Genomic DNA, 20,904 nt, shown 5'->3' with positions numbered 1-20,904 from the left:
GGCCCATCCCACAAGAGTTATTTTTTCTTGTGGGATGGGCCCCAGAGCCCGTCCTAATTATTTTTGCAAGAGGTCTAATATCTATTAGCACTTCTATGATATCGGCTGAAACGACATCATATAAGAGGTTTGTAGTGAGGAATGCAAGTCCTTATCAAAGTTTAAGGACTTGCATTCCTCACTGCAAACGAGATAATTACGCAGAAACCAGCTTGTTTCCAAAAAATCCCGTGGAACGCGAGGGATATGGATTTTAACACCTGGTTTATGAAAGTTGGTCTGCGTAATTCACGATTTAGGAGCGCAAAATTCATGTGTACTCAGTAAAATTTCGCCATAATCAGGAATCCAAGCTAGCCACTGTTCTTCCGAAGATTCACACAACAGCCACGCTTCGTCAAAGCTGAATGCGGTTGGCGGATTGAACAATTTAACCCACATAGAAGGAGTCAATTTTGGTGCAGGTACGGCGCAGCCAAATCTTTCCCAGTCGCGGACACTGGCGAAGCTTCCGGGCGTTGGTTGGGATTGCCAAGTACGAATATCTGTTTGCAGTTGCATAATTACTCCTGTCTAGCTAAGACTCTGCACCAGGGCCCGGTTGAAACAACGCAGAGCGAAGGCGCAGATAAATTTTGATTATGTAGTCTATGTTACGGAATTATCTAGGCGAATGTGTAACGTTGTAGCAAAAATTTACAATCGAGAGGAAAAAACGGACTCAAAGCTGAAAAGGTCGATCGGCTATTGTTCAGCTCGGCAATGATCGCCTACCATAACAAACAACACCTGATATCGTTTCCGGCTGCATCGGAATGATAAATTAGAGGGCAATTCATGAAGGATTGTTACAAGTCGCCACCTATCTGGGCGCAATTTTCAGTTGTTCGATTCACAGTCAACAGTCAACAGTCAACATCATTCCGGTGCAACCGGAATTGATATGATTTATTTCAAAAATTCCGACATGAACCAAACTGCAAAATCCCAGTGGAAAACTCTAGATCGCTTTGTAGAAATCAACTCTCATTGGGTAAAACTAATCGCCGAACATCTCGAAACAACCGAAGGAAAAACAGTAGAATATTGGCGAGTAGAAAGAGCAGATTCAGTTGTAATCTTGACCATTCAAGCTGACAAATTGCTGTTTCCCCCACCGATGTATCGCCCCGGCGTGGCAGAAGCAACCCTCGATTTTCCCGGCGGTCGCGTACCACCCGAAGCCACGCCAGCAGCAGCCGTTCCAGCTATAATCAAGAAAGAATTAGGCGTGACAGAAAGTGCGATCGCCCGCATCGAACCGATCAACACCCTTGGCTGGGCAGTAAACAGTTCTTTCTCCAATCAAAAACTCTACGGTTTTGTTGCAGAATTGCACCCTACAGCAACAGTAAACCCCGAATTTATCGGTGCTGAATATCCTGTCACCCCAGACGGAATTCGCGACTTGCTCAAAAAATTAACTTGCCTCCAATGTCGAGCCTTACTGCTAGAATGGCAAAATCAAGTCGATTTTAGATTTTAGAATTGGGAATTGTCCCCCGACGCTCGCTGATTTGAATTTTAGGACTTACGCTCATAAACCCGGTTTCTCTGACAAATCTTGGGTTAAGCAGCAAATTATCTAAGAAAAAAACCGGGTTTCTAGCCCCTTGTGTGTAAGTTCTAAAATTCCTGAAAACCAAAATCACCGGAACTAATCATGCCTCTCAATAATGAAGTTGCTGTCGAATGCCTCGACGTGACATATCGCCTCAACCGCAGGCATTTAGTAGACAAACTCAACTTCAAAGTGCTCCAAGGAGAAGTTTTAGTATTGCTAGGACGCAGCGGAAGTGGCAAAACTACTACCATGAAATTGATTAACAATTTACTAACGCCAAGCAGCGGCGAAGTTATTGTCATGGGAAAACCGACAACTCAGTGGAACCCAATTCAACTGCGCCGAAAAATTGGTTATGTGATTCAAGAAATTGGTTTGTTTCCCCATTTTACCGTCGAGCAAAACGTCGGTTTAGTGCCAAAATTAGAAGGTTGGGAGGGCGATCGTATTCAATCTCGCGTCCGGCAACTGTTAGAATTAGTCAACCTCGATCCCCAGCACTTCGCCAAACGCTATCCCCATCAGTTATCCGGCGGACAGCGGCAGCGGGTAGGCGTCGCTAGAGCACTGGCGGCTGACCCTCCGATATTGTTAATGGACGAACCGTTTGGTGCTTTAGACCCGATTACTCGTCTGGAATTACAGCGGGAATTCGGTCAATTGCAGCAGCAACTCGGCAAAACTGTGATTTTTGTGACTCACGGCATTCAAGAAGCTTTTTTGTTAGCTTCTAGAATTGGTTTGATGCAAGACGGACGGTTGGTTGAATTGGCAACACCTGATGATTTTCTCAAATCTCAGCATCCAGAAGCTGGGGCATTTCTTGAATGTTTGCAATTACCCGGAACGGGGTAATAATATGATGTGCGATCGCATCATTCGTTTATGGGTATGGCTGGGTTTTTGAAGCTGATGGCGGGAAATTAAATATATTGGTGAACCCACTCCTACGAGATATTCGATTATACCATAATTTACAATTCCGAATTCCTAATTACTAATTCCCACATGATGCAATTTATCAACCGCTATGGCGCTGAGATAATTCGGCGCGCCAGTGAACACTTATATTTAGTAACTGTTGCAATTTTTATCGCTATTATTGTGGGGATGCCCCTGGGAATTTTAGCCACGAGAAAACCCAAATTGAAAAAGCCAATTTTGGGATTTGCTAATATTATGCAAACAATTCCCAGTTTAGCTTTGTTTGGCTTGCTAATCCCGGTGCCGGTAGTGGGTGGAATAGGCGATCGCACGGCAATTATCGCCCTCACTCTGTATTCTTTACTGCCAATTATCCGCAATACTTATACTGGTATTGTCGGCGTCGATCCAGCGATTACGGAAGCGGGAAGAGGCATGGGAATGACTGATATGCAACTGTTATGGCAAGTGGAAATTCCCCTGGCGCTGGGCGTGATTCTGGCGGGCGTGCGAGTTGCTGCGGTAATTGCGATCGGACTCGCTACAATCGCCGCTGCAATTGGTGCCGGCGGCTTGGGGGTGTTTATTTTCCGGGGCGTTGCTACCGTCAACAATCAGTTACTTTTAGCTGGGGCAATTCCGGCCGCTTTAATGGCATTAGCTGCGGATTTTGGGCTGGGTTTCGTAGAAGCGCGCCTCTCGAAAAGTACCTTAAAAACTATTAATGAGGAATAAAATCCTGACTACCTTCCGTCAGCGTTGTCACTCTCTGCGAACCCGAAGCATTCGCAGGATTTGCTATCAGATTGCGGATTTCATTTGAGCGTTCAATGTACTCTCGATCGCTCAAAACAGCTTGGCTTCCCTCCACCGAAATAGCATCTGCCAAATCGATCCAAGAACGGCAACCGCCGTATTCAGGAATGTAGGGAATTTCGCGGATTTCTGCAAGGCGATAAGCCCGCAGCAATAAAATATAAATTGGCTGATTTTTTTTCCATTTCAGGCGATCGCTGACAAAATTTTCATTCCAAATATGGTACGGAAATAGCGCAGTAATTGCAGGTTCCCAAGCTACCAAAAAAACATCAGTAATCTCCGCCCAACTGCCAATTCTAATAACTTCAGGATGCCAACCCGATTCGACAGTCTTGACTTGATGTGCAAACTCCGGCTTTAATAAATCCGGCTGTTGGTGTTCAAAAGTGGGATACAGCAAAACCTGTTTGTCAGTGACATTAAACTGTCCTGCTTGCTCGCGAATTCCCCCCTTCCGCAACAGCACAATGGTTTGAGCTTGTTCCAAAGCATTAACTGCTACATTCCATTCTTTCAGCGCCCTAGTAGTTGATTTCATGGGAATTTAGTTGGGTTTTAACAATAGTAACAAAAATCGGTACTTTCAAGCAAGTACAGCCATTTCTTCCTGTTAAAATTGGCGTAGTCCTGACTATGCAGGACTACCCTTTATTGCTAAATTCTCACTGCAAAAGATGCTGCTAATTCCCGTTCGGGTTCCATACCAACTGTCGGCGGCATGGAACGATTTGCTACTTGCTCGATCAGTTGTAGATGTTGCGGCAGCATTTTAGCTAAACTGTAGCGTTCTAGGGCGGTTTGACGGGCTTTGATGCGAATGTCTGCCATGCGGGTAGGATGGTCTAAAACTTCATCAATGCGATCGGCTACTTGTTTTGGTGAGAAGTAATCGACTAGCAAACCGTTTTCTCCGTCGCGGATAACTTCTCTGACTGGCCCTGTGTCGGAACCGATTACTAAACATCCGGTTGATAGAGATTCAATCATCGACCAAGATAGTACAAAAGGTCGGGTCAAATAAACGTGTACGTCAGATGCTTGAATTACTTTTAGATACAGTCCGTAAGGTAGGGGCCCGACAAAGTGAACTCGCGACAAATCTAGGGGTACTTTTTTGAGCATATAGTCTTTGTAAGACTCGCCGTTGGGTAAAGAACGCCCATAACAAACTCTTTCTGAACCAACGATTACGACGTGACAGTTGGGGCGGCGTTCTTGTACATAGGCGATCGACTCAATGAATTCGGGAAAACCTCGGTAAGGTTCCATTCCCCGCGATACGTAGGTGACAATTTCATCAACGCCAGACAAGTCTAAGTTAGGCAAAATTAGTTTAGCACCGGGGTCGGGTTTGAAGTAATCGGTATCTACGCCGTCGTGGAGTGTCGATAATTTTTGTTGTAATTCTGGCGGGAATTGCGATCGCTGCCAATAAGTTGGTGATAAACCCCAATCGCAAGAGTATAAATCGATCAAAATCGGCGCATTTTTGATTCTAATTCTGGCCATATCGTCAACTGTTAAAGGTTCCGCTGGGTCGAAATCTGCGTCGGAACCAATAGCATGATAAAACCACTCGAAATAGCACAAAAGCGGTGTATTTGGAAAAGCTTCTTTGACAAACAATGTCGGCCCCCAACCGGAATGTCCGCAGATAATATCGGGTACGAAACCGTCTGCTTTGAGTTGTTCTGCCATTCTAAATACGGCTTGTCCGTAGATGACGGCACTTTCTAAAGGGCGGACGTATTGGTGAGTCTGCGCGTGGGGTTCCCGGCTGGGGGTAAATGCTGCTTTGCGAACGCCGGGAATGTTCCACTCTGGGCGCTCGTTTTTAGTGCCGAAAACAATTTGATTTTTCGGATCTGCGCCTAAAGCCGTGATAATGTGGCGGTATTGGGCGGGGAAGTTGGGATGGAGAAATAATGCTTTCATTGTCTGTTGACTGTTGACTGTTGTCGGTTGACTGTTGACTGTTTTCTGTTGATTGTTGTCTGTTGACTGTTGACTGTTGACTGTTGACTGTTGACTGTTGACTGTTGTCTGTTTTCTGTTGATTGTTGTCTGTTGACTGTTGACTGTTGACTGTTGACTGTTGTCTGTTGTTAGTTGGAATAAAATATTTTGAGGCGGCTAAAAAGCTTTGGTTTTATTCATTGGGGGTTGGTGCTTTGCAGATCCAGACACAATCTCGCGGTACTGAAGATGTATTTTTCAGGATGATTTCATAGTTTAAATGAGTGAGAAATTTTTCCATAATTGTATCAGTCATAACTGAAAATGCAGTGCCGTCTCTGCGTCCCAGCAGGTTTTTGTCCCACTCGCTGGCGAATTTTTGCCACCCTAATTCGCTGAGAATATTCCCGTGGTGAAAGACGCAAATTCGATCGCCCCGCAGCAGTTTGGGAATTCGAGTAAGGTAGTTGAATATATCTACTGGCTCTACGTGTACCATTGTATCGTAACAAAAGCAGACATCGGCTGAACCTGGAGCGATGCCGTCTAATGTTAAACCGTCGAGTTTGACGTAAGAAACGCGATCGTCTCCCAAGCGCGATCGGGCCGCTTGCAGCATTTGACTGGAAATGTCGGCACAAATTAGTCGATCGCAATATTTCAGCAACAGCGAACCTGTTTTTCCGCCGCCGATACCAATTTCTAAAACCGTATGTTCTTTTTTGATGTACGGTGCAATAAATTGCTGTTCTATCAAGGATTCATATTCTGATAGCGAGTTAGCGGCACCGGCAGCTTTCCCTATCCATTCGTCGCCAATATGGGCAAGTTCGGTATTACTTTTTTGCCACTGTTGGGCGTAACTGTCCCACGCCGTTTCATAATCTACTTTAGGCGGTATTATTTCCATTGTTTTTTTTTCTGTCTCAGAATACACAAACAAAAGTCGCTTGATAGTCCTCCCGGTTGCTCCATTAAGATTGTTTCAATCTCAAGCAATAACTTTATTATTGTTTCACTCTTTGGTTCTCCGTCTGAAAGTCGATCGTGATCTAAAAAAGGGTAAAGTTCGTGAAGCAACCCCCCACCGGCTAGATTCAACACTTCCACATCAAAGTAGAATTCTAAAAACGGAAGTATCAGCTTTGACCGGACTGCTTCTGAAGGGTCTCTCGCCAATACTTTCTCAATACTTGGACTAGAAAATTTTTCAGTTGTTCCCGACCTTAGCGTGTCGGGAAAACATTTGTAAATGCGATTAATCACATCCTCTTGAGCTTGATTATATATATTGTAGCAATCTCCTATGTATTCATTGACAATAAAATATCCATCGGGTTTTAAACATTTCTGAACAATTGATAAACATCGTTCTAGTTCTTTGACGTGATGCAGCGAACCAGAGCAAAAAACTACATCGTATTTTTTATTATCATCAATCGCAAACAAATTAAAGTCATCTTGATAAAAATTAATCTCTACTCCCGCTGCGGCGGCATCTTGTCTAGCAATTTCTAAAGAAGTTTCGGAAAAGTCAAAGGCATCAATTTGAGTTGCTAATCCTAATTTAGCCATGAGAATCTCGTGATTTCCCACACCGCAACCAATCGACAAAAGACGATCGAACCGTCGATTTTTTAAATATTTTTTGACTAACCAGGTTAGCCAGTAACCTTGAGTATTACCACCTGACAGCCGATGGTTGATAGTTTTTTCGATAATCGGATTAGACAACCAGTAACCCTGCTTCCCAATTGCGGCTGTTGGGTTAGTCTCCCAGTAATTTTTAGCTGTTAATTCATTGGATGTGTTCTCTTCCGTGATGCTGGAAATTTGACGCCATACTTTTTTACCATTGAATCTTGAACGATTACTTTTTAGTAGTAAAATAACCTTCTCTAAAAATTTGACCATAAGCTTGAGTCATTTCTGCAAAACTATTCAAAGACTCTAACACATATTTAGCATTTTCTGCTAACCGCTGGCGCAAAGATTTATCTTCCAATAAACTATGCAGTGAGGCCGCTAGTTCTTCTGGGCGATCGGGCGTGTAAAACAAACCGTTAATTCCCGGTCTCACTTGTTCTTTAATCCCAAAAACTGGCGTTGTAATAATTGGCAAATCGCAGGCCATCGCCTCCAAAATCACTCTGGGAAAACTTTCGACGCGAGAAGTGCACACAAAAATATCAGCCGCTTTGTAATATTTTCCCGTCTCCCCAGTTTCCGGGACTACTGTCACCCTTTGCCGCAACTCTTCTGGCAATTCCCCCACCAACTCGGCTAATTTATTGCTGTAAATACTGGGACGATCGCCCACAATAAAACACCTAATTTTATTGTGCCATTTGTCAGGCAAAAGAGAAAGTGCCTTAACTAAATCCTGCTGTCCTTTGCGTTCGCATACCGTTCCCAGCAGCAGAATTACCACATCTTCCGTTGCAACACCTAAAGTTTTTATAGCCAATTCAGAGTTATCCGAATTTTCCAGTTTGCTCAAATCTAAGCCGTTGTGAATCACGGTAAAATTGTGGTGGCTGTTGAGAGGCAAATACCTGTCCCGCGTGGCATCTGCCACAAAAATAACTTTGTAAGGAAAGCTAAAACACTCTAAAGCTCTCGCCGCAATCTCCGAACCAAACCTGTTAAAATAAGTTTGCCAAGGTTCGCTTTCGTGCACGTTCCACACCGCCGGAATTCCGATTTGCCGCGCGGCATCAACTACAAAAAAGTTTTCTAAAGTATTGGCATAAATTGCATCTAGTTTTAAACTTGCAATTTCTGTGCTAAAACTGCGGATGGCTTCATCATAAGCATCGCGCTGGTAGATGTGTTCGAGAGGATTGTCGCGCACAATTACTTCAATTCCCTGCTGTTCGTAAGCTTGACGCAGGGGCCCGTCTGTTACGCAAAGTACGATCGGCTTAATCACACCCTCAGCCGCTAATTGCACTGCAATTTCGTACTGATGCAGCGGCGCACCAGTGAAATCCAGCGAATTGCTACACATCAAAACTTTGATAGGATTAACAAAACCATTGGCTGCTTCCAACAAACCAGAATCACTAAATTTGCGTTCTGCCTTCTCGGTTACATCCGTTACATCCGTTACATCCGTTACAAAATCCGTTGCCGAACCTTCTTCCTTCATAAAAACCCGTCGAGGTTGAATATGAAAATACTCATCTTCTAAAGACAAGTGAGGACTGTAAAAACTGTCATTTTTGCCCGCATACTTACGCCTAAAAGCCGCCACTTCTTGAGGATTGTCGGTAAAACCCCTAGAAGTTCCCTCTTTGTGCAACAACTCCGCATCGGGACAATATACGCACCGATAACCCCGTTCTAACAGTCGGTATCCGTAATCTGCATCATTGTAAGCAACAGCAAAATTCTCCTCATCAAAACCGCCCAATTCTAAGAACAATTGACGCGGAGTAATCATGCAAGCCGCTGTTACCGCAGAGTAATTTCGCGTTACCATCGCCTGAGAAAGATAGCCTCGATTTTCGCTGTTCATCAGCTTAAAAGCGTGACCCGCCAAACCGTGATGCAGCCCGTGAATTACGCCCGCGTGCTGAATTCTGCCGTCGGGATATAAAAGCCGCGCGCCGACTGCACCCACTGCGGAAATTTGAGCATATCCCACCATTTGACTCAGCCAGCGCGGGTTAATTACTTCAGTATCGTTGTTCAAAAACAACACATATTCGCTATCAACTTGTTCGACCGCGCGGTTGTTAATTGCTGCAAAACTAAACTTGCCCCCAGGATTTTTTATCCTCAAAACTTGGCAATTTAATTCCTTTAAGTATTCCAGAGTTTTAGGGTCGTCGCTTTCGTTGTCGATAACGGCAACTTGATAATTTTGGTAGGTTGTATTTTCTAGAGAATCCAGACAGGCTTTGAGCAACTTAAGCTGATTTTTAGTAGGAATAATTAGCGTTACTGATGGGCCGTTATCCGGGAACTCCTGGGCAAATATGCCCAGATTTTCTTTAACTGCCCATGCGTGCTGAGCGACATTGCCGTTAATTTGGCGGCGGTTTAGTGCGTCTTGAATGGCTTGTTGACCTGCGGCAAAGCTGGCGGGTTTTGCTGCCCCAGATATGGCTGTAGAACCGGGTGCGGTTCGCCAGTGATACAGCACTAGCGGCAGGTGCGCGACGTGGCGAGAAATTTCGGTTGCTCTCAAGGCAAAATCGTAATCTTGCGACCCTTCCAAACCGATCCGCAAACCGCCTATTTGTTCAAAAATGTGTCTTCTCACGGCGCACAAATGACCGAGATACATATAGGAAAGCAGCAGTTCCGGCGACCATTCTGGTTTGAATTGCGGGGCAAATCGGCGACCTTTAGTGTCGATTTTGTCGTCGTCGGAATAGAGAAAATCGGTGGCTGGATGCGCGGCAAAATATAGGGCGACTTCGCCTAATGCGTCGGGAGTTAGTTCGTCGTCGTTGTCTAAAAACAGGATGATGTCGCCTGTTGCGAGGGCGGCGGCGCTGTTGGTTGCGGCGCTGATGTTGCCGTTTTCTGTGCGAAATGTGATGCGGATGCGATCGTCCTTTTGGGCCCAGCTTTTCAAATTTTCAGCAACAGTAAATTCGGTGCTGCAATCATCGGCAATGCAGAGTTCCCAGTTTGGATAAACTTGATTGATTACGCTGTCGATCGCACTTTCTAAAAAATCTATCTGCGGGTTGTAAACTGGCATTACTACCGAAATTTTTGGCAGCGGTTCCTGGCAGGATTTTAACCGAGAAATCAAGTAATCGCGCGCGCGATCGTTCCACTGATTCACCTCCAGCCAAGCGTCATACCTATCAATGGGTTGAGGCACCACAAAACCCGCAGGTGGCAGTAAATCTCCGGGCGCACTAAACTGTTTTTGCTGCCGATAAATCTTCCCCAACTGGCGGATCACTTTCACAATTTCCCAGGGCAGAGGCAAAATTCTACCAAGACGCTGCTTTCTTTCCTTCGCCCGCTGCTGAATTGCGGCTGTAAACCTTGATAACTCCTCAAACTTATCTGCACTTCGCTGCCAGATATGGTAGCGTCGCACTGTCAATATTTTAGGCGCTTGAAAAGACAAAATTTCCCCGGTTTCTAACTCAGCTTGCAGAGAAACGTGCCATTCCCCTGGCGGCAAATCGACAAGGGCCTCAAAACCGCTTTCCGAACTGTTAACCCAGTCGGGAAACACTTCGCCGACATCTTTTCGCCGTAAACCGTAGGCGCATTCTACAGAAGTATCGCCGCACAACAAGCTTAATTTAGCAATTTTGCGATCGTGGTGGCAGCACCAACCTGCAAACAAAATTTGACCCTGACGCTGTTCCCACACCACCGGTACATCTAACGATGCTTGAATCGTGGAAACTAACAACGGATAAGCTGCCAAGAAATGCCATTTACCTCGCTCATCTTGCGCTTCCAGTAGCACTTCGTGCCGTCCCGCAGGCGCTTCCAATTGAATTGTAAAACCTGATTTCTTCGCCGCCGGAATATTAGAGTGTGCTAGCGCTATATCACTTCTATCTATGCCGTAAACGCCTGCGAAACTCTGGTCTTTAATTCTGGCGCGGACTGCTGTAGTCTCTCTTTTTTGGTTAAAAACCCAGCCCACAATTAGCAGGTTGGAATCACAAACTTGCCAAGTAGTGGGTCGATCTAAGGAAAAAATAAATTTAGGGAACAAGTCGCGGATTTGGCGCTGAACTTCCCACAACTTTTCTCTCACTTGCCACCATATTGAAGACTTGATTGTAGCAAGTTCTGCCCGAAAATTTTCCGTTTCCTGGCGGGAGTGTTCTAATTTTTCTTGAGTATCCTTTAATCTTTCCTGATTTTGACTTTGTGCTGTTTCTAACTGAAGTAACTCAGCTAACTTTTGCTGCAATATAAATTCAGTCTCTTCAAATTGTACCTGAGTTTGCCCTAATTCTGCTTCTAATTCTAATACTTTCGCTAAAGCTGTTTGAAATTGCGATTCTTTGCCTGCAAGCTGTACCTGAGTTTGTCCTAATTCTGTTTCTAATCCGAGGAGTTTCGCTAACGCTTCTTGAAATTGCGATTCTTTGCCTGCAAGCTGTACCTGAGTTTCCCCTAATTCTGCTTCTAATTTTAAGACTTTTGTTAAAGCTTCTTGAAATTGCGATTCTTTGCCTGCAAGCTGTACCTGAGTTTGTCCTAATTCTGTTTCTAATCCGAGGAGTTTTGCTAAAGCTTCTTGAAAATTTGATTCTTTGCCTGCAAGCTGTACTTGAGTTGCTCCTAATTCTGTCTCTAATCCCAACACTTTCGCCTGGGCCTGGTGAAATTGTTCTTGCCACTGTTTGAGTTCGGAAGAGCTAGTTTTTTGCTGTTTTTCCAGCAAGCGGATTTTTAGCCAATCTTCAAATGGCCAGACTGGAGATGCTGGGAAATTAATAACTTGATCGATCGCACCTTTCGATTCGCTGCTGAGATTGCCAGCTTGGGTTTCCAAAAGCTCATAGAGTTCTAATGCTTCGGGAAAATATTTTTCTATTAAACTCGGTCTGTGACTTTTGACAATATCGTTGACTAATAAAGATTCTTCAAAATTGTCGCCCGGTATCGCACCTAAGTTAACATTAAATTTTTCGTTGACTTGATGGAGGAAAAGTTCAGGAGTGTTGCCGATGGGGTAAACGTTGGCTAGGAGACAGCGATGGGGGAAACGTTCGTAAAGTTCTAAAACTTTTTGATTGTAGTGAATCCACATTTTTACTGCCTTTTCGGGATTTTGCAGCAAGCTGACATCGGTTCCCCGGCGGTAAAGGGAATCGACTACTTCCCAGGGCGATCGATAAACACAGATAAAATTAGCTTCGGGGAGCAAAGTCAGCCAAAAATCCCAAAAAAGGGCTGTTCGCGGGTCTTTCCAACCCCAATGTTTGTGAGTTTGTTGATTTTGGTCGATCGCGCTTTTGGCGATTTCGACGTATTCTGGTGCTACCGGAATCGTTTTTTCAAACGTACATCCGAGTTCATCAATACCGTGCGATCGCAACACACTTTTGTGAAACTCCACAAAATCAACATTCTCGAAATGACCTTTCACATTTCCGTCAGCCGGGCCCACTAACTTTTTGCCAATATCAACCCCGACTTTCTGAAACAAAGAAGCTGTTAAAGACGTACCGGAACGGTGCATTCCGGTAACAATAAAAACCGACGGTTTGCTGTCATTTGTACTCACAATTTCTCTCCCTTCTCCCTCGCCCTAATTCCACACCAAATTTACTCGCTACTCTCCCGCTAAGCCCAGGGATTGCCTGACTTGAAACCACGCGCTTCTGATCTTCCAGAACTTGCTGCTTTCCATTGCCAAAACCCGACACTTCGCTTGCTCTAGTTCTTCCTTGAGATTAATTAGCTGATTTTGTGTTTTATCCAACTGCGTTTGCACAGATACTAACTGCTTTTGAGTTTGCTCCAATTGCGTTTGAGCTGAAACTAATTGATTTTGAGTTTCTTGCAATTTTATTTGAGATTCTTCCAACTTTGTTTGAGTAATCATTAACTTATTTTGATTTTGCTCCTCTTCTCTCCTAGCCGACGCTAACTGAGTCTCAAGTAATTTGAGTTTGGTCTGAGTAGATCCCAATAAAGACTGCGATTGTCTTTGGTTAATCAGCGAGTTAACAGTGCAAGTTTCCAGAATCCATTCCCAACCATAGTTATTGATTGCTTTGACTATTAACACATCCTCCAGCGCCACAGTGTTTTTGGGTAAATAACAGCTCCAACCAGACTGCAAAGCCCCATCATTTTCAAAATATCCAGCCACATCCGGGCGATCGTAAAAAGGCTCGCATCTCTGTACAACCTCGCCGTTTACCAGCACTTGCAGATCCTCAATTCGACCGTCGAGATTCACATCAGCTACCCATCCTTCTAGATACAAATTCTCCTTATTCGTAAAAGCAGCAACATCAATATATCCTTCCGGGTGATGATTGAATTTCAACTCCGAAAAATCTTTAAATAGCTCATTTGTGACAACATACAAATCCTGAAACCTGCATATCCCTTTTTTGATGCGGTGAACAAAAGCTTTGCCTGCGCTAACTCGCTCGACAGTTTCTCTTACAAACTTTTCAGTTACATAAGTTGTGCCGTATTCCTCCTTATCTAAAGACTGACTTTCGCTGTTGGCGCTGAACAAAATACCGCTGGCAGGCATTTCTACATCAGGAGCCCGTAAACACTCATCGTGAACGCTAAACATCAAAACGCCATTAGGAGTCAACAAATCATACAAATTTTGCAGCCAACTTGTAAAAGTTCTTTCCGGCATATGGCTGAAAAAAGAATTAGCCAGAATGCAGTCAAACTTGCGCTCAATTAAATAATTTTCTGGTTTTCCAGTTGAGACAATACCGTTGACGCCCAAGTATTCAGTTTGAAACTTAACCGCGTTAGCATAAATATCAGAAACCCAAATTCGTTCCGGCGGTATTTCCTGAATCAAAAACCTGGTAAATCGACCGTAACCGCAGGCAAAATCTAGAAAAGAGGGTACATTTTCAAAACTGCCAAAATGCCATTCCACAACTTGTTTAACCGTATCCAAGATGCGACGCCCGATCGAATAATAGCGCACCCAAGCCCGCTCGCGATCGTCTTTGACGTTGTTCAAGCTGAACAAATACATTTCATCGTCTTCGCAGATATTCAGTTTAAAATTTTCGGGAAACTTAGCTTGATCTTGAATAAATGCTTTGATTACGGGATTTTCTACTAAATCTAAATTGATATCGTTCATTGTTTTTACAGAATTTTAGATAACCTCTGTTGACGGCTCTTTCACTAGAGTATCAGCATTAACAACAGTTAAACACGGTTCGATCAGCAAGTCAACGATACCGTTACCGCAGGACTCAGTACAAGACTGAACCCTAAACATCGCCACATCAACGCAGCGATCCAGATAAGTTAAATCTCCATCTACCGTTCCCACAACCCCAGCATTCAGAAAATAAACACCGGGATTCAGCAAACATTTAAACTGAAACTTCACTACAATTGTCGTTCCAGCTTCCACATACCTAACTGACTGAGTAGAAGCCTTCAAAGAAGCACCCGCCAACTCAAAACCGCTAATCGTTTTAATCAACATTCCAAACCTAACTTTGGAAGTTGACCGCGAGAAAGTGACAGAGTAAGTGTAAATATAATCTTGACGACCAAGCAAGTGATTTACCACATTGCCCTTCAGCGTCTCGATGTGGGGATTGATAATTTCCGCTCCGCGAGACGGATACCTTACCGTATTCGACGGTATCATCCCCGGATCGTAAAATTCCTCGTAATATTCCTTGGGTTTGGAGAGATGTTGAGCGGGTTTAACTTCCCTCTTTGTGCTTTCTAAATTAGCATCCTGAAGGTGGTCTTGACTTTCCTGTTTTGTCAGTTGGTTAAGAGCTCGAATATCTGACTTCAACCCCAAAACCTGATCCGGATCGGCATAAATCAGCTTTTGATACTTAGAAATTACCACCTTCGGCGTGTGAGCGAGCAGCAATTCACCGCTATCCATTAAAATCGCCGACGTACAAAGTTGCACCACAGAAGTAGCAGCGTGAGAAACAAATAAAATTGTTCCGCCACCTTCCTGAATGCTTTGCAAGCGGGCAAAACACTTGCGTTGAAAAGCTTCGTCGCCCACCGAAAGCGCCTCGTCAACCACCAAAATATCCGGCTCTACGCTAGTCGCAACGGCAAAAGCTAGCCTGACAAACATACCGCTAGAATAAGTCTTGACTGGCTGTTCGATGAAATCGCCAATATCAGCAAAAGCAGCTATATCGTCAAACTTTTCTTCAGTTTCTTTTTGATTGAATCCCAGTAACTGAGCGTTAAAAAACACATTTTGTCGCCCGGTAAATTCCGGGTTAAACCCGCTTCCGAGTTCCAACAAAGCGGAGACTCTGCCTTTAACATCTACGCTTCCTGTGGTAGGAGTCAGCGTACCCACAATTATTTGCAGCAGAGTGCTTTTCCCCGAACCGTTGCGACCGACTATTCCCAGAGTTTGTCCTTGAGGAATTTCCAGATTGATGTCGTGCAGGGCCCAAAATTCGTCAGCAAGTTTTTTGCTGGGGTAAATAATTTCCTTTAAGCGGTCTCCTGGACGATCGTACCGCTTAAAGCATTTGGAAACATTTTTTAGTGAAATTACATTTTCTGTCATCCGATTTTAGATTTTAGATTTTAGATTTTAGATTGATATTATGTTCGCTCGAACTAAAAATAGGTTTGTAGTGAGTACGACCGTCCTCGGATTTTTATGAGGACTTGCATTCCGCTGCTGCAAACACCTTTATGGGGATTTTAGATTGAAGAATTGACTTTAGCTCTAAAACAAATTTACAGCACGTCAGCAAAAGCGGGACGCAAACGCCGGTAAACCGCCAAACCTCCACAAAATATAGCAGCAGAAATTAGCGTGGCGACACCCCATTCGCCCCAATGCTTAACTTCTCCAAGCAGTATGAGGTCTCGATAAACCTCCGAGATGGCGGCCATTGGATTGAGCCAAAATATCCACGCTCGCCACTCTTGGGGGATGATGGATGCTGGGTAGACGATCGGCGTCAAATAAAACCAAAAATTTAGAATAACACCTAATGTCTGAGGAATGTCTCGCAAAAATACAGTCAAGCCGGCTGTCAAATATCCCAAACCAGCAGTTATCAGCAACTGAGGCACCCACACCAGCGGCAGCAAGCATAAAGTAGCGTTGAGCTTTTGCGACGACACTGCTACTATCACAATCAAAGCTGCTAAACCCAGAGAACTTTCAAGAAAAGCTGTAAAAATCGGCACAAGGGGCAGCAAACCGAGAGGAAATACCACTTTTTTTACTAAATTCGGCTGCCCCACCACCGATACTGCCGACTTGATCAAACCGCTGGTGAAGGCAGTCCAAGGCAGCAAACCTGCAAACAACCAGACTCCAAATGTAATGTCGCTGTTTTCTGGGAAGCCTGCAAGGCTGAGCTTTACCTTGAGGACGATCGAAAATACGTATGTGTAAATCACCAATTGCGATAGCTGATTCAGCAGCGGCCACAAATTGCCCAGAATCGAGCCTTTGTATTGAGATTCCAAGTCCCGGCGCACCAAGGTTGCCAGCAGATTCAGCTTCGCCCACCGCCGGGACGTACTTGCGGGCAGCCTGCCGCGCACCCTTCGGGCCTTTTGGGCAACTCCTTTCACCGTTCTCAGCAATTTTTTCGCCCTCGTTCACTCGCTTCACACCTAAATCAACTCAAGCTACAATTGTGCAGCTTTTGCTAAACCGCAATTATTCCACAGCCTCGCCGCTTTAATCAAGGATCTGCCACCCTGGCTTGGGCTTCTTCCTTCTTTCTTCTTTCCCCTTCCTTCGGAGGTTATTTTAGCCGATCGCCGATCGAACTGCCGAACCCATCGCTAGTTTTTGCTCGTCGTCGTAGCCCCACCGCCGGAAAAATTTTTCATACTCGCCGTTGCCACTCTGCAAACTTTCTAGCATTTGCGACGCTATAGTTTGACACGCTGGCATTTGCAGGATTTGAATTAAATTGCGCGATCGCTCCTGCACTCTAGCAGAATCAGCCGCCATTCCCTCCTTTTGCTGGCGCGAATGATGCACAACCATTGCCGCCGACATCGCCAAATTTTTCACCAGCAGTTCTGCTACGATCTCAGGAGCCGATCGCAGCGCCTCGACTACTCCGGGTGACGGGTGATCTGCCTCCGGTCCATCGTCCGTTAGATAGGTGACAAAAAACCCCCTAGCACCGTTCTGTGTTTTCACCAGAGATGTAACAGCTTGCTGGATGTCGGCTTGTAAAAGTCGATCGGCGTCCATGAACGACAGTAAAGATTGAGTCAGCTCGATCGCCCCCTCAAAAGTTATGCTTTCCGATGCTAATAAAGAAGATGGAATACTCATAACGAACTCAATAATTTTAAAGATTCTGCTAACAATTGTAAACACTTCCCGCTGCCCGAACGCAGATAAATATGGCTATTATATCCTCCAAACAACAGCCCCCCGACCCAAATCTACCTGAAGACATAGCCCCGGCCCGTCGCAAAAAAGCCGCCAAACCCCAGGCGGAATCTTTGCTAGAATCGCAAGAACTACCCGACGAAATTAACAGCAAACAAGACGACAAAATCCGGCCCCAGCGGCTAGCTGAATACATCGGGCAAAAAGACTTAAGAGAAGTTTTGGCGATCGCAATTGCAGCCGCCAAATCTCGCGGCGAACCTATGGATCACCTGTTACTCTACGGGCCTCCAGGGTTGGGAAAAACCACAATGTCGCTAATTCTAGCAGCAGAAATGGAAGTTGAATGCAAAATTACCACCGCCCCAGCCTTAGAAAAACCGCGAGATATTGTCGGATTGCTGATCAACCTCAAAGCAGGCGACGTGCTGTTTATCGACGAAATTCACCGCTTATCTAAAGTTACGGAAGAAATCCTCTATCCGGCGATGGAAGACTGTCGGTTAGATATTACGATCGGGCAAGGAAAAACCGCAAAAATCCGCAGCATACCCCTGAAACCGTTTACTTTAGTAGGAGCAACTACAAAAGTCGGATCGCTGACATCTCCATTGCGCGATCGCTTCGGCTTGATCCAAAGATTACGCTACTACGAAATAGACGAACTTAGTCTAATTGTCCAAAGAACCGCCCAAGTTCTCGACACTCAAATCACCCCAGAAGGAGCCACAGAAATTGCCCGCCGAGCTCGCGGAACCCCCCGGATCGCTAACCGCTTGCTGCGACGAGTTAGAGACTACAGCGAAGTCAAAAATTTAAAGCCAATTGATGCCGAAGTTGCCTCACTCGCCCTGGAATTATTCAACGTCGATCCGCTAGGTTTAGATTGGACTGATCGGCGGATTTTGACTGCAATGATTGAGAACTTTAACGGCGGCCCAGTGGGCTTAGAAACCCTCGCAGCTTCTACAGGAGAAGATACTCAAACCATTGAGGATGTATACGAACCGTACTTAATGCAAATCGGATTTTTGCAGCGGACAAATCGCGGGAGAATGGTAACGGTTGCTGCTAGAAAACACTTGAATTTTATTGAATAAAAAATGGGGCATGGGCATTGGTTATTGGTCATATCAATTCCGCTTGCACCGGAATTATAGTTGACTGTTGACTGTTGACTGTTGACTGTTGGCTGTTGACTAATGACTAATGACTAATGACTAATGACTAATAACTAATGACTGATAACTCCTCTTATAAATTAAGTAGGGTGTGCACGGCGCACCTTACCGCTATCAGTAGTGTGAAATCACTTTTTGTATCCAGGAATGAACTAATAACCAATAACCAATAACTAATAACTGCTCATATAAATTATTCTTCCATTTTTTTGACATCCGTAAAATCAGCTTTTAAATCATGGGAAGCCAGCGACCAATTACGCAATACTTTTTCTCGCTCAGCCGTAATTTTTAGAGCTGTTTCCCAAGTAAAAGTAAAAGAATGAAAAGAATCCGCATCAATTCTCTCTTCATCCAAATCCACAATAACTTGCTTAAAAATCTCAAATAACTCTTCTTGCAACCGATCTATTTCCTCAAAAGTTTCGGCTTGGCGGCTTCTTTGAATTAAATTTAGAATAATCAAATTAAACTTGTCTGCTCGATTTTTTTGTTGCTGCAAAAAGCGCGCTCGTAACTGCAAAAGCCAAGAAACAAAAAGAGTAACAAACGAAAAAGACAAACCGATAACATTGGAATTTGCTGCTATAAAATTCGGCTTTTCGCGATCGTAATAAGCCTGAGCGCCCTCATGTACGGGCAAAGCCAAACCGCCACTTTTCGACGGCTGACTAATCATGGCCGCCAAAGAATTAGCAGCTACCAAATTGCGGCGGTGCTCGAACAAAATCCGGGTAATTTCCTTAACTATTACCGGATCGACATCCTTGCGAACCAACAAAGTAGCCTGCACCTCAACGGTAGGCAAATCCACATCTGGTACTGCTGGAGCGGCCTTGTAAGTACCCTTAGGAATCAAGTCAGCTTGCAGATAAGGCAACTTAATTTTCATCGCCGCTGCTTGGTCGATGGGAACCAACTTGCCCGGCGTATTTTGCAGCAAATCTCTAACCAAATCGTTCCCCAGAGGTAGCACCCGAAAAATAGCATCAGCCTCGCCGCTAGCAAACAAGTTAGTAGCCTCAGTCCAAGAGCCAGCAGTATACTGAAAATCGCTTGCTTTCAAACCGTAATGTTTGCTGACAAACCAAAAAGAACTATAAGAACCGCTGCCTTGAGCCATCAGCGCAATATGTTTTCCTTTTAAATCAGAAACGCTTTCAATTCCCGACTGTTCCGAAACAATTAAATGAAAAACTTCCTTAAACAAAGAAGCAATTACCCGCGCTTGGGGCACAGCAGCCGTATCGTTCTGGACAATAGCTAACTGAGCCTCATTTGCCTCAAGCCGGCGCATATTTTCGTCAGAGCCTTGAGTCTCAACAACTTTAATCCGCAGGCGCGGATTTTGTTGCATAACTACCTCAGCAATTCCTTGTCCGAAAGGATAATAATAGCCTGTCTTGGTTCCCGTCGCCATGGTTAATTCATAAACTCGCTGCTTGTCTTGGTGCAGAGTCCCGCCAAAAACTCCAATCAGGACAACGCTTACTAGAGCAACGGGAAGCAGAAATTTATTTTGCATAGAGGTTGAGACTCGATCAATAATGGCAAAATCAAAAGTATTCTCGATGAAAATGAAAATAGGACTCGGAAAATTCGACGCGCCCGATTGTGGAGGAGCCAATAGCCAATTCCCTGTTTGGCCGATGCTTTTAGGCCCCATCCGATGGGGGATTTCCCATAGGGAATTGTAGATTAAGATTACCACTCAATCTAAAATCTACAATCTAAAATCTACAATTATCCGATGCTTTTAGGCCCAATGCCCAATTCCCAGTTCCCAATTCCCAATTCCCAATTCCCATGTTACTATAACAATCCTAAATCATTTGCATAATTATTGTAGGGGCAATCCCACTCCCGGTTGCCCGATAGATAGGGGGTAGGCAAAGAAAGGCACTACCCCTACAAATTTATCTGAATCATTTAGGATTGCTATAATGACTTATAACTCCTCTTATCAATTAAGTAGGGTGTGCACGGCGAACCTTACCGGTATAAGTAGTGTGAAACCACTTTTTGCGTCTAGGGATAAACTCATAACCAATAACCAATAACTAATAACTGCTAAGATAAATTATTTTTCGATCTTTTTGATCTCCGTAAAATTAGATTTTAAATCATGGGAAACCAGCGACGAATTACGCAATACTTTTTCTCGATCGGTCGCAATTTTTAGAGCGGTTTCCCAAGTAAAAGTAAAAGAATGAAAAGAATCCGCATCAATTCTCTCTTTATCCAAATCCTCCATGACTTGCTTAAAAATCTCAAATAACTCTTCTTGCAACTGATCTATTTCCTCAAAACTTCCGGCTTGGCGGCTTCTTTGAATCAAATTGAGAATAATCAAATTAAACTTGTCAGCTCGTTTTTTTTGTTGCTGC

The 20,904-nt window shown here is 44.4% G+C and carries 15 protein-coding genes and 1 pseudogene; 4 read left to right on the top strand and 12 right to left on the bottom strand.

The annotated features are described in order from the left end of the window. Positions 1-288: 288 nt before the first annotated feature. Positions 289-561: a hypothetical protein gene (locus tag QUB04_RS30950; RefSeq protein WP_333290507.1), complete on the bottom strand. Its 273-nt coding sequence runs from the start codon at positions 559-561 to the stop codon at positions 289-291. Positions 562-883: 322 nt separating this feature from the next. Here QUB04_RS30950 and QUB04_RS30945 point away from each other — a divergent pair, with 322 nt between their 5' ends. The 3 genes from QUB04_RS30945 to QUB04_RS30935 all read left to right on the top strand — a co-directional run bounded on the left by QUB04_RS30945 (position 884) and on the right by QUB04_RS30935 (position 3,262). Further along, a complete protein-coding gene (locus QUB04_RS30945) occupies positions 884-1,525 on the top strand; it encodes an NUDIX hydrolase (RefSeq protein ID WP_333290506.1) in 642 nt (213 codons plus the stop codon). A gap of 177 nt (positions 1,526-1,702) precedes the next feature. Beyond that, positions 1,703-2,458 carry an ATP-binding cassette domain-containing protein gene (locus QUB04_RS30940; protein WP_333290505.1) on the top strand — a complete coding sequence of 252 codons (756 nt, stop codon included), beginning with the start codon at positions 1,703-1,705 and terminating at the stop codon, positions 2,456-2,458. A 153-nt stretch (positions 2,459-2,611) separates the two neighbouring features. Further along, positions 2,612-3,262: an ABC transporter permease gene (locus QUB04_RS30935; RefSeq protein ID WP_333290504.1), complete on the top strand. Its 651-nt coding sequence runs from the start codon at positions 2,612-2,614 to the stop codon at positions 3,260-3,262. Here the strand turns inward: QUB04_RS30935 and QUB04_RS30930 are convergent. The 9 genes from QUB04_RS30930 to QUB04_RS30890 form a co-directional block, all read right to left on the bottom strand. Further along, positions 3,249-3,884 carry a DUF1802 family protein gene (locus QUB04_RS30930; protein ID WP_333290503.1) on the bottom strand — a complete coding sequence of 212 codons (636 nt, stop codon included), beginning with the start codon at positions 3,882-3,884 and terminating at the stop codon, positions 3,249-3,251. The genes QUB04_RS30935 and QUB04_RS30930 overlap by 14 nt on opposite strands. Positions 3,885-4,000: 116 nt before the next feature. Then, positions 4,001-5,281, bottom strand: a complete 1,281-nt coding sequence (locus QUB04_RS30925) for a glycosyltransferase family 4 protein (RefSeq protein ID WP_333101594.1) — start codon at positions 5,279-5,281, stop codon at positions 4,001-4,003. Between the two features lie 214 nt (positions 5,282-5,495). After that, positions 5,496-6,212, bottom strand: a complete 717-nt coding sequence (locus QUB04_RS30920) for a class I SAM-dependent methyltransferase (RefSeq protein WP_333290502.1) — start codon at positions 6,210-6,212, stop codon at positions 5,496-5,498. Next, a complete protein-coding gene (locus QUB04_RS30915; protein WP_333290501.1) occupies positions 6,203-7,036 on the bottom strand; it encodes a class I SAM-dependent methyltransferase in 834 nt (277 codons plus the stop codon). Before QUB04_RS30915 ends, QUB04_RS30920 begins: the two co-directional genes overlap by 10 nt. Before the next feature lie 136 nt (positions 7,037-7,172). Beyond that, on the bottom strand, positions 7,173-12,530 hold the full coding sequence (locus QUB04_RS30910; protein WP_333290500.1) for a glycosyltransferase: 5,358 nt from the start codon (positions 12,528-12,530) through the stop codon (positions 7,173-7,175). Positions 12,531-12,578: 48 nt separating this feature from the next. Then, positions 12,579-14,099, bottom strand: coding sequence for a methyltransferase (locus QUB04_RS30905; RefSeq protein WP_333290499.1), 1,521 nt, complete (start codon positions 14,097-14,099; stop codon positions 12,579-12,581). Between the two features lie 15 nt (positions 14,100-14,114). Beyond that, positions 14,115-15,527 carry an ABC transporter ATP-binding protein gene (locus tag QUB04_RS30900; RefSeq protein WP_333290498.1) on the bottom strand — a complete coding sequence of 471 codons (1,413 nt, stop codon included), beginning with the start codon at positions 15,525-15,527 and terminating at the stop codon, positions 14,115-14,117. Positions 15,528-15,703: 176 nt separating this feature from the next. Next, entirely contained in the window at positions 15,704-16,555 is an 852-nt protein-coding gene (locus QUB04_RS30895; RefSeq protein WP_445301106.1) for an ABC transporter permease, read from the bottom strand. A gap of 181 nt (positions 16,556-16,736) precedes the next feature. Then, positions 16,737-17,276 (bottom strand): hypothetical protein, encoded by a 540-nt coding sequence (locus QUB04_RS30890; protein ID WP_333290497.1) that lies wholly within the window; start codon positions 17,274-17,276, stop codon positions 16,737-16,739. 71 nt (positions 17,277-17,347) lie between these two features. Between QUB04_RS30890 and ruvB the strand changes: the two genes are divergently transcribed. After that, positions 17,348-18,436, top strand: a complete 1,089-nt coding sequence (gene ruvB / locus QUB04_RS30885) for a Holliday junction branch migration DNA helicase RuvB (protein WP_333290496.1) — start codon at positions 17,348-17,350, stop codon at positions 18,434-18,436. Positions 18,437-18,710: 274 nt separating this feature from the next. Here the strand turns inward: ruvB and QUB04_RS30880 are convergent, their stop codons facing one another. Next, positions 18,711-20,183 (bottom strand): TAXI family TRAP transporter solute-binding subunit, encoded by a 1,473-nt coding sequence (locus QUB04_RS30880; RefSeq protein WP_333290495.1) that lies wholly within the window; start codon positions 20,181-20,183, stop codon positions 18,711-18,713. A 414-nt stretch (positions 20,184-20,597) separates the two neighbouring features. Then, positions 20,598-20,904, bottom strand: a pseudogene (locus QUB04_RS30875) (hypothetical protein); the annotation flags it as partial.

The sequence above is a fragment of the Microcoleus sp. D2_18a_B4 genome (assembly GCF_036702475.1).
Taxonomy (GTDB): domain Bacteria; phylum Cyanobacteriota; class Cyanobacteriia; order Cyanobacteriales; family Microcoleaceae; genus Microcoleus.
This window is presented reverse-complemented; position numbering and strand designations above follow the sequence as displayed.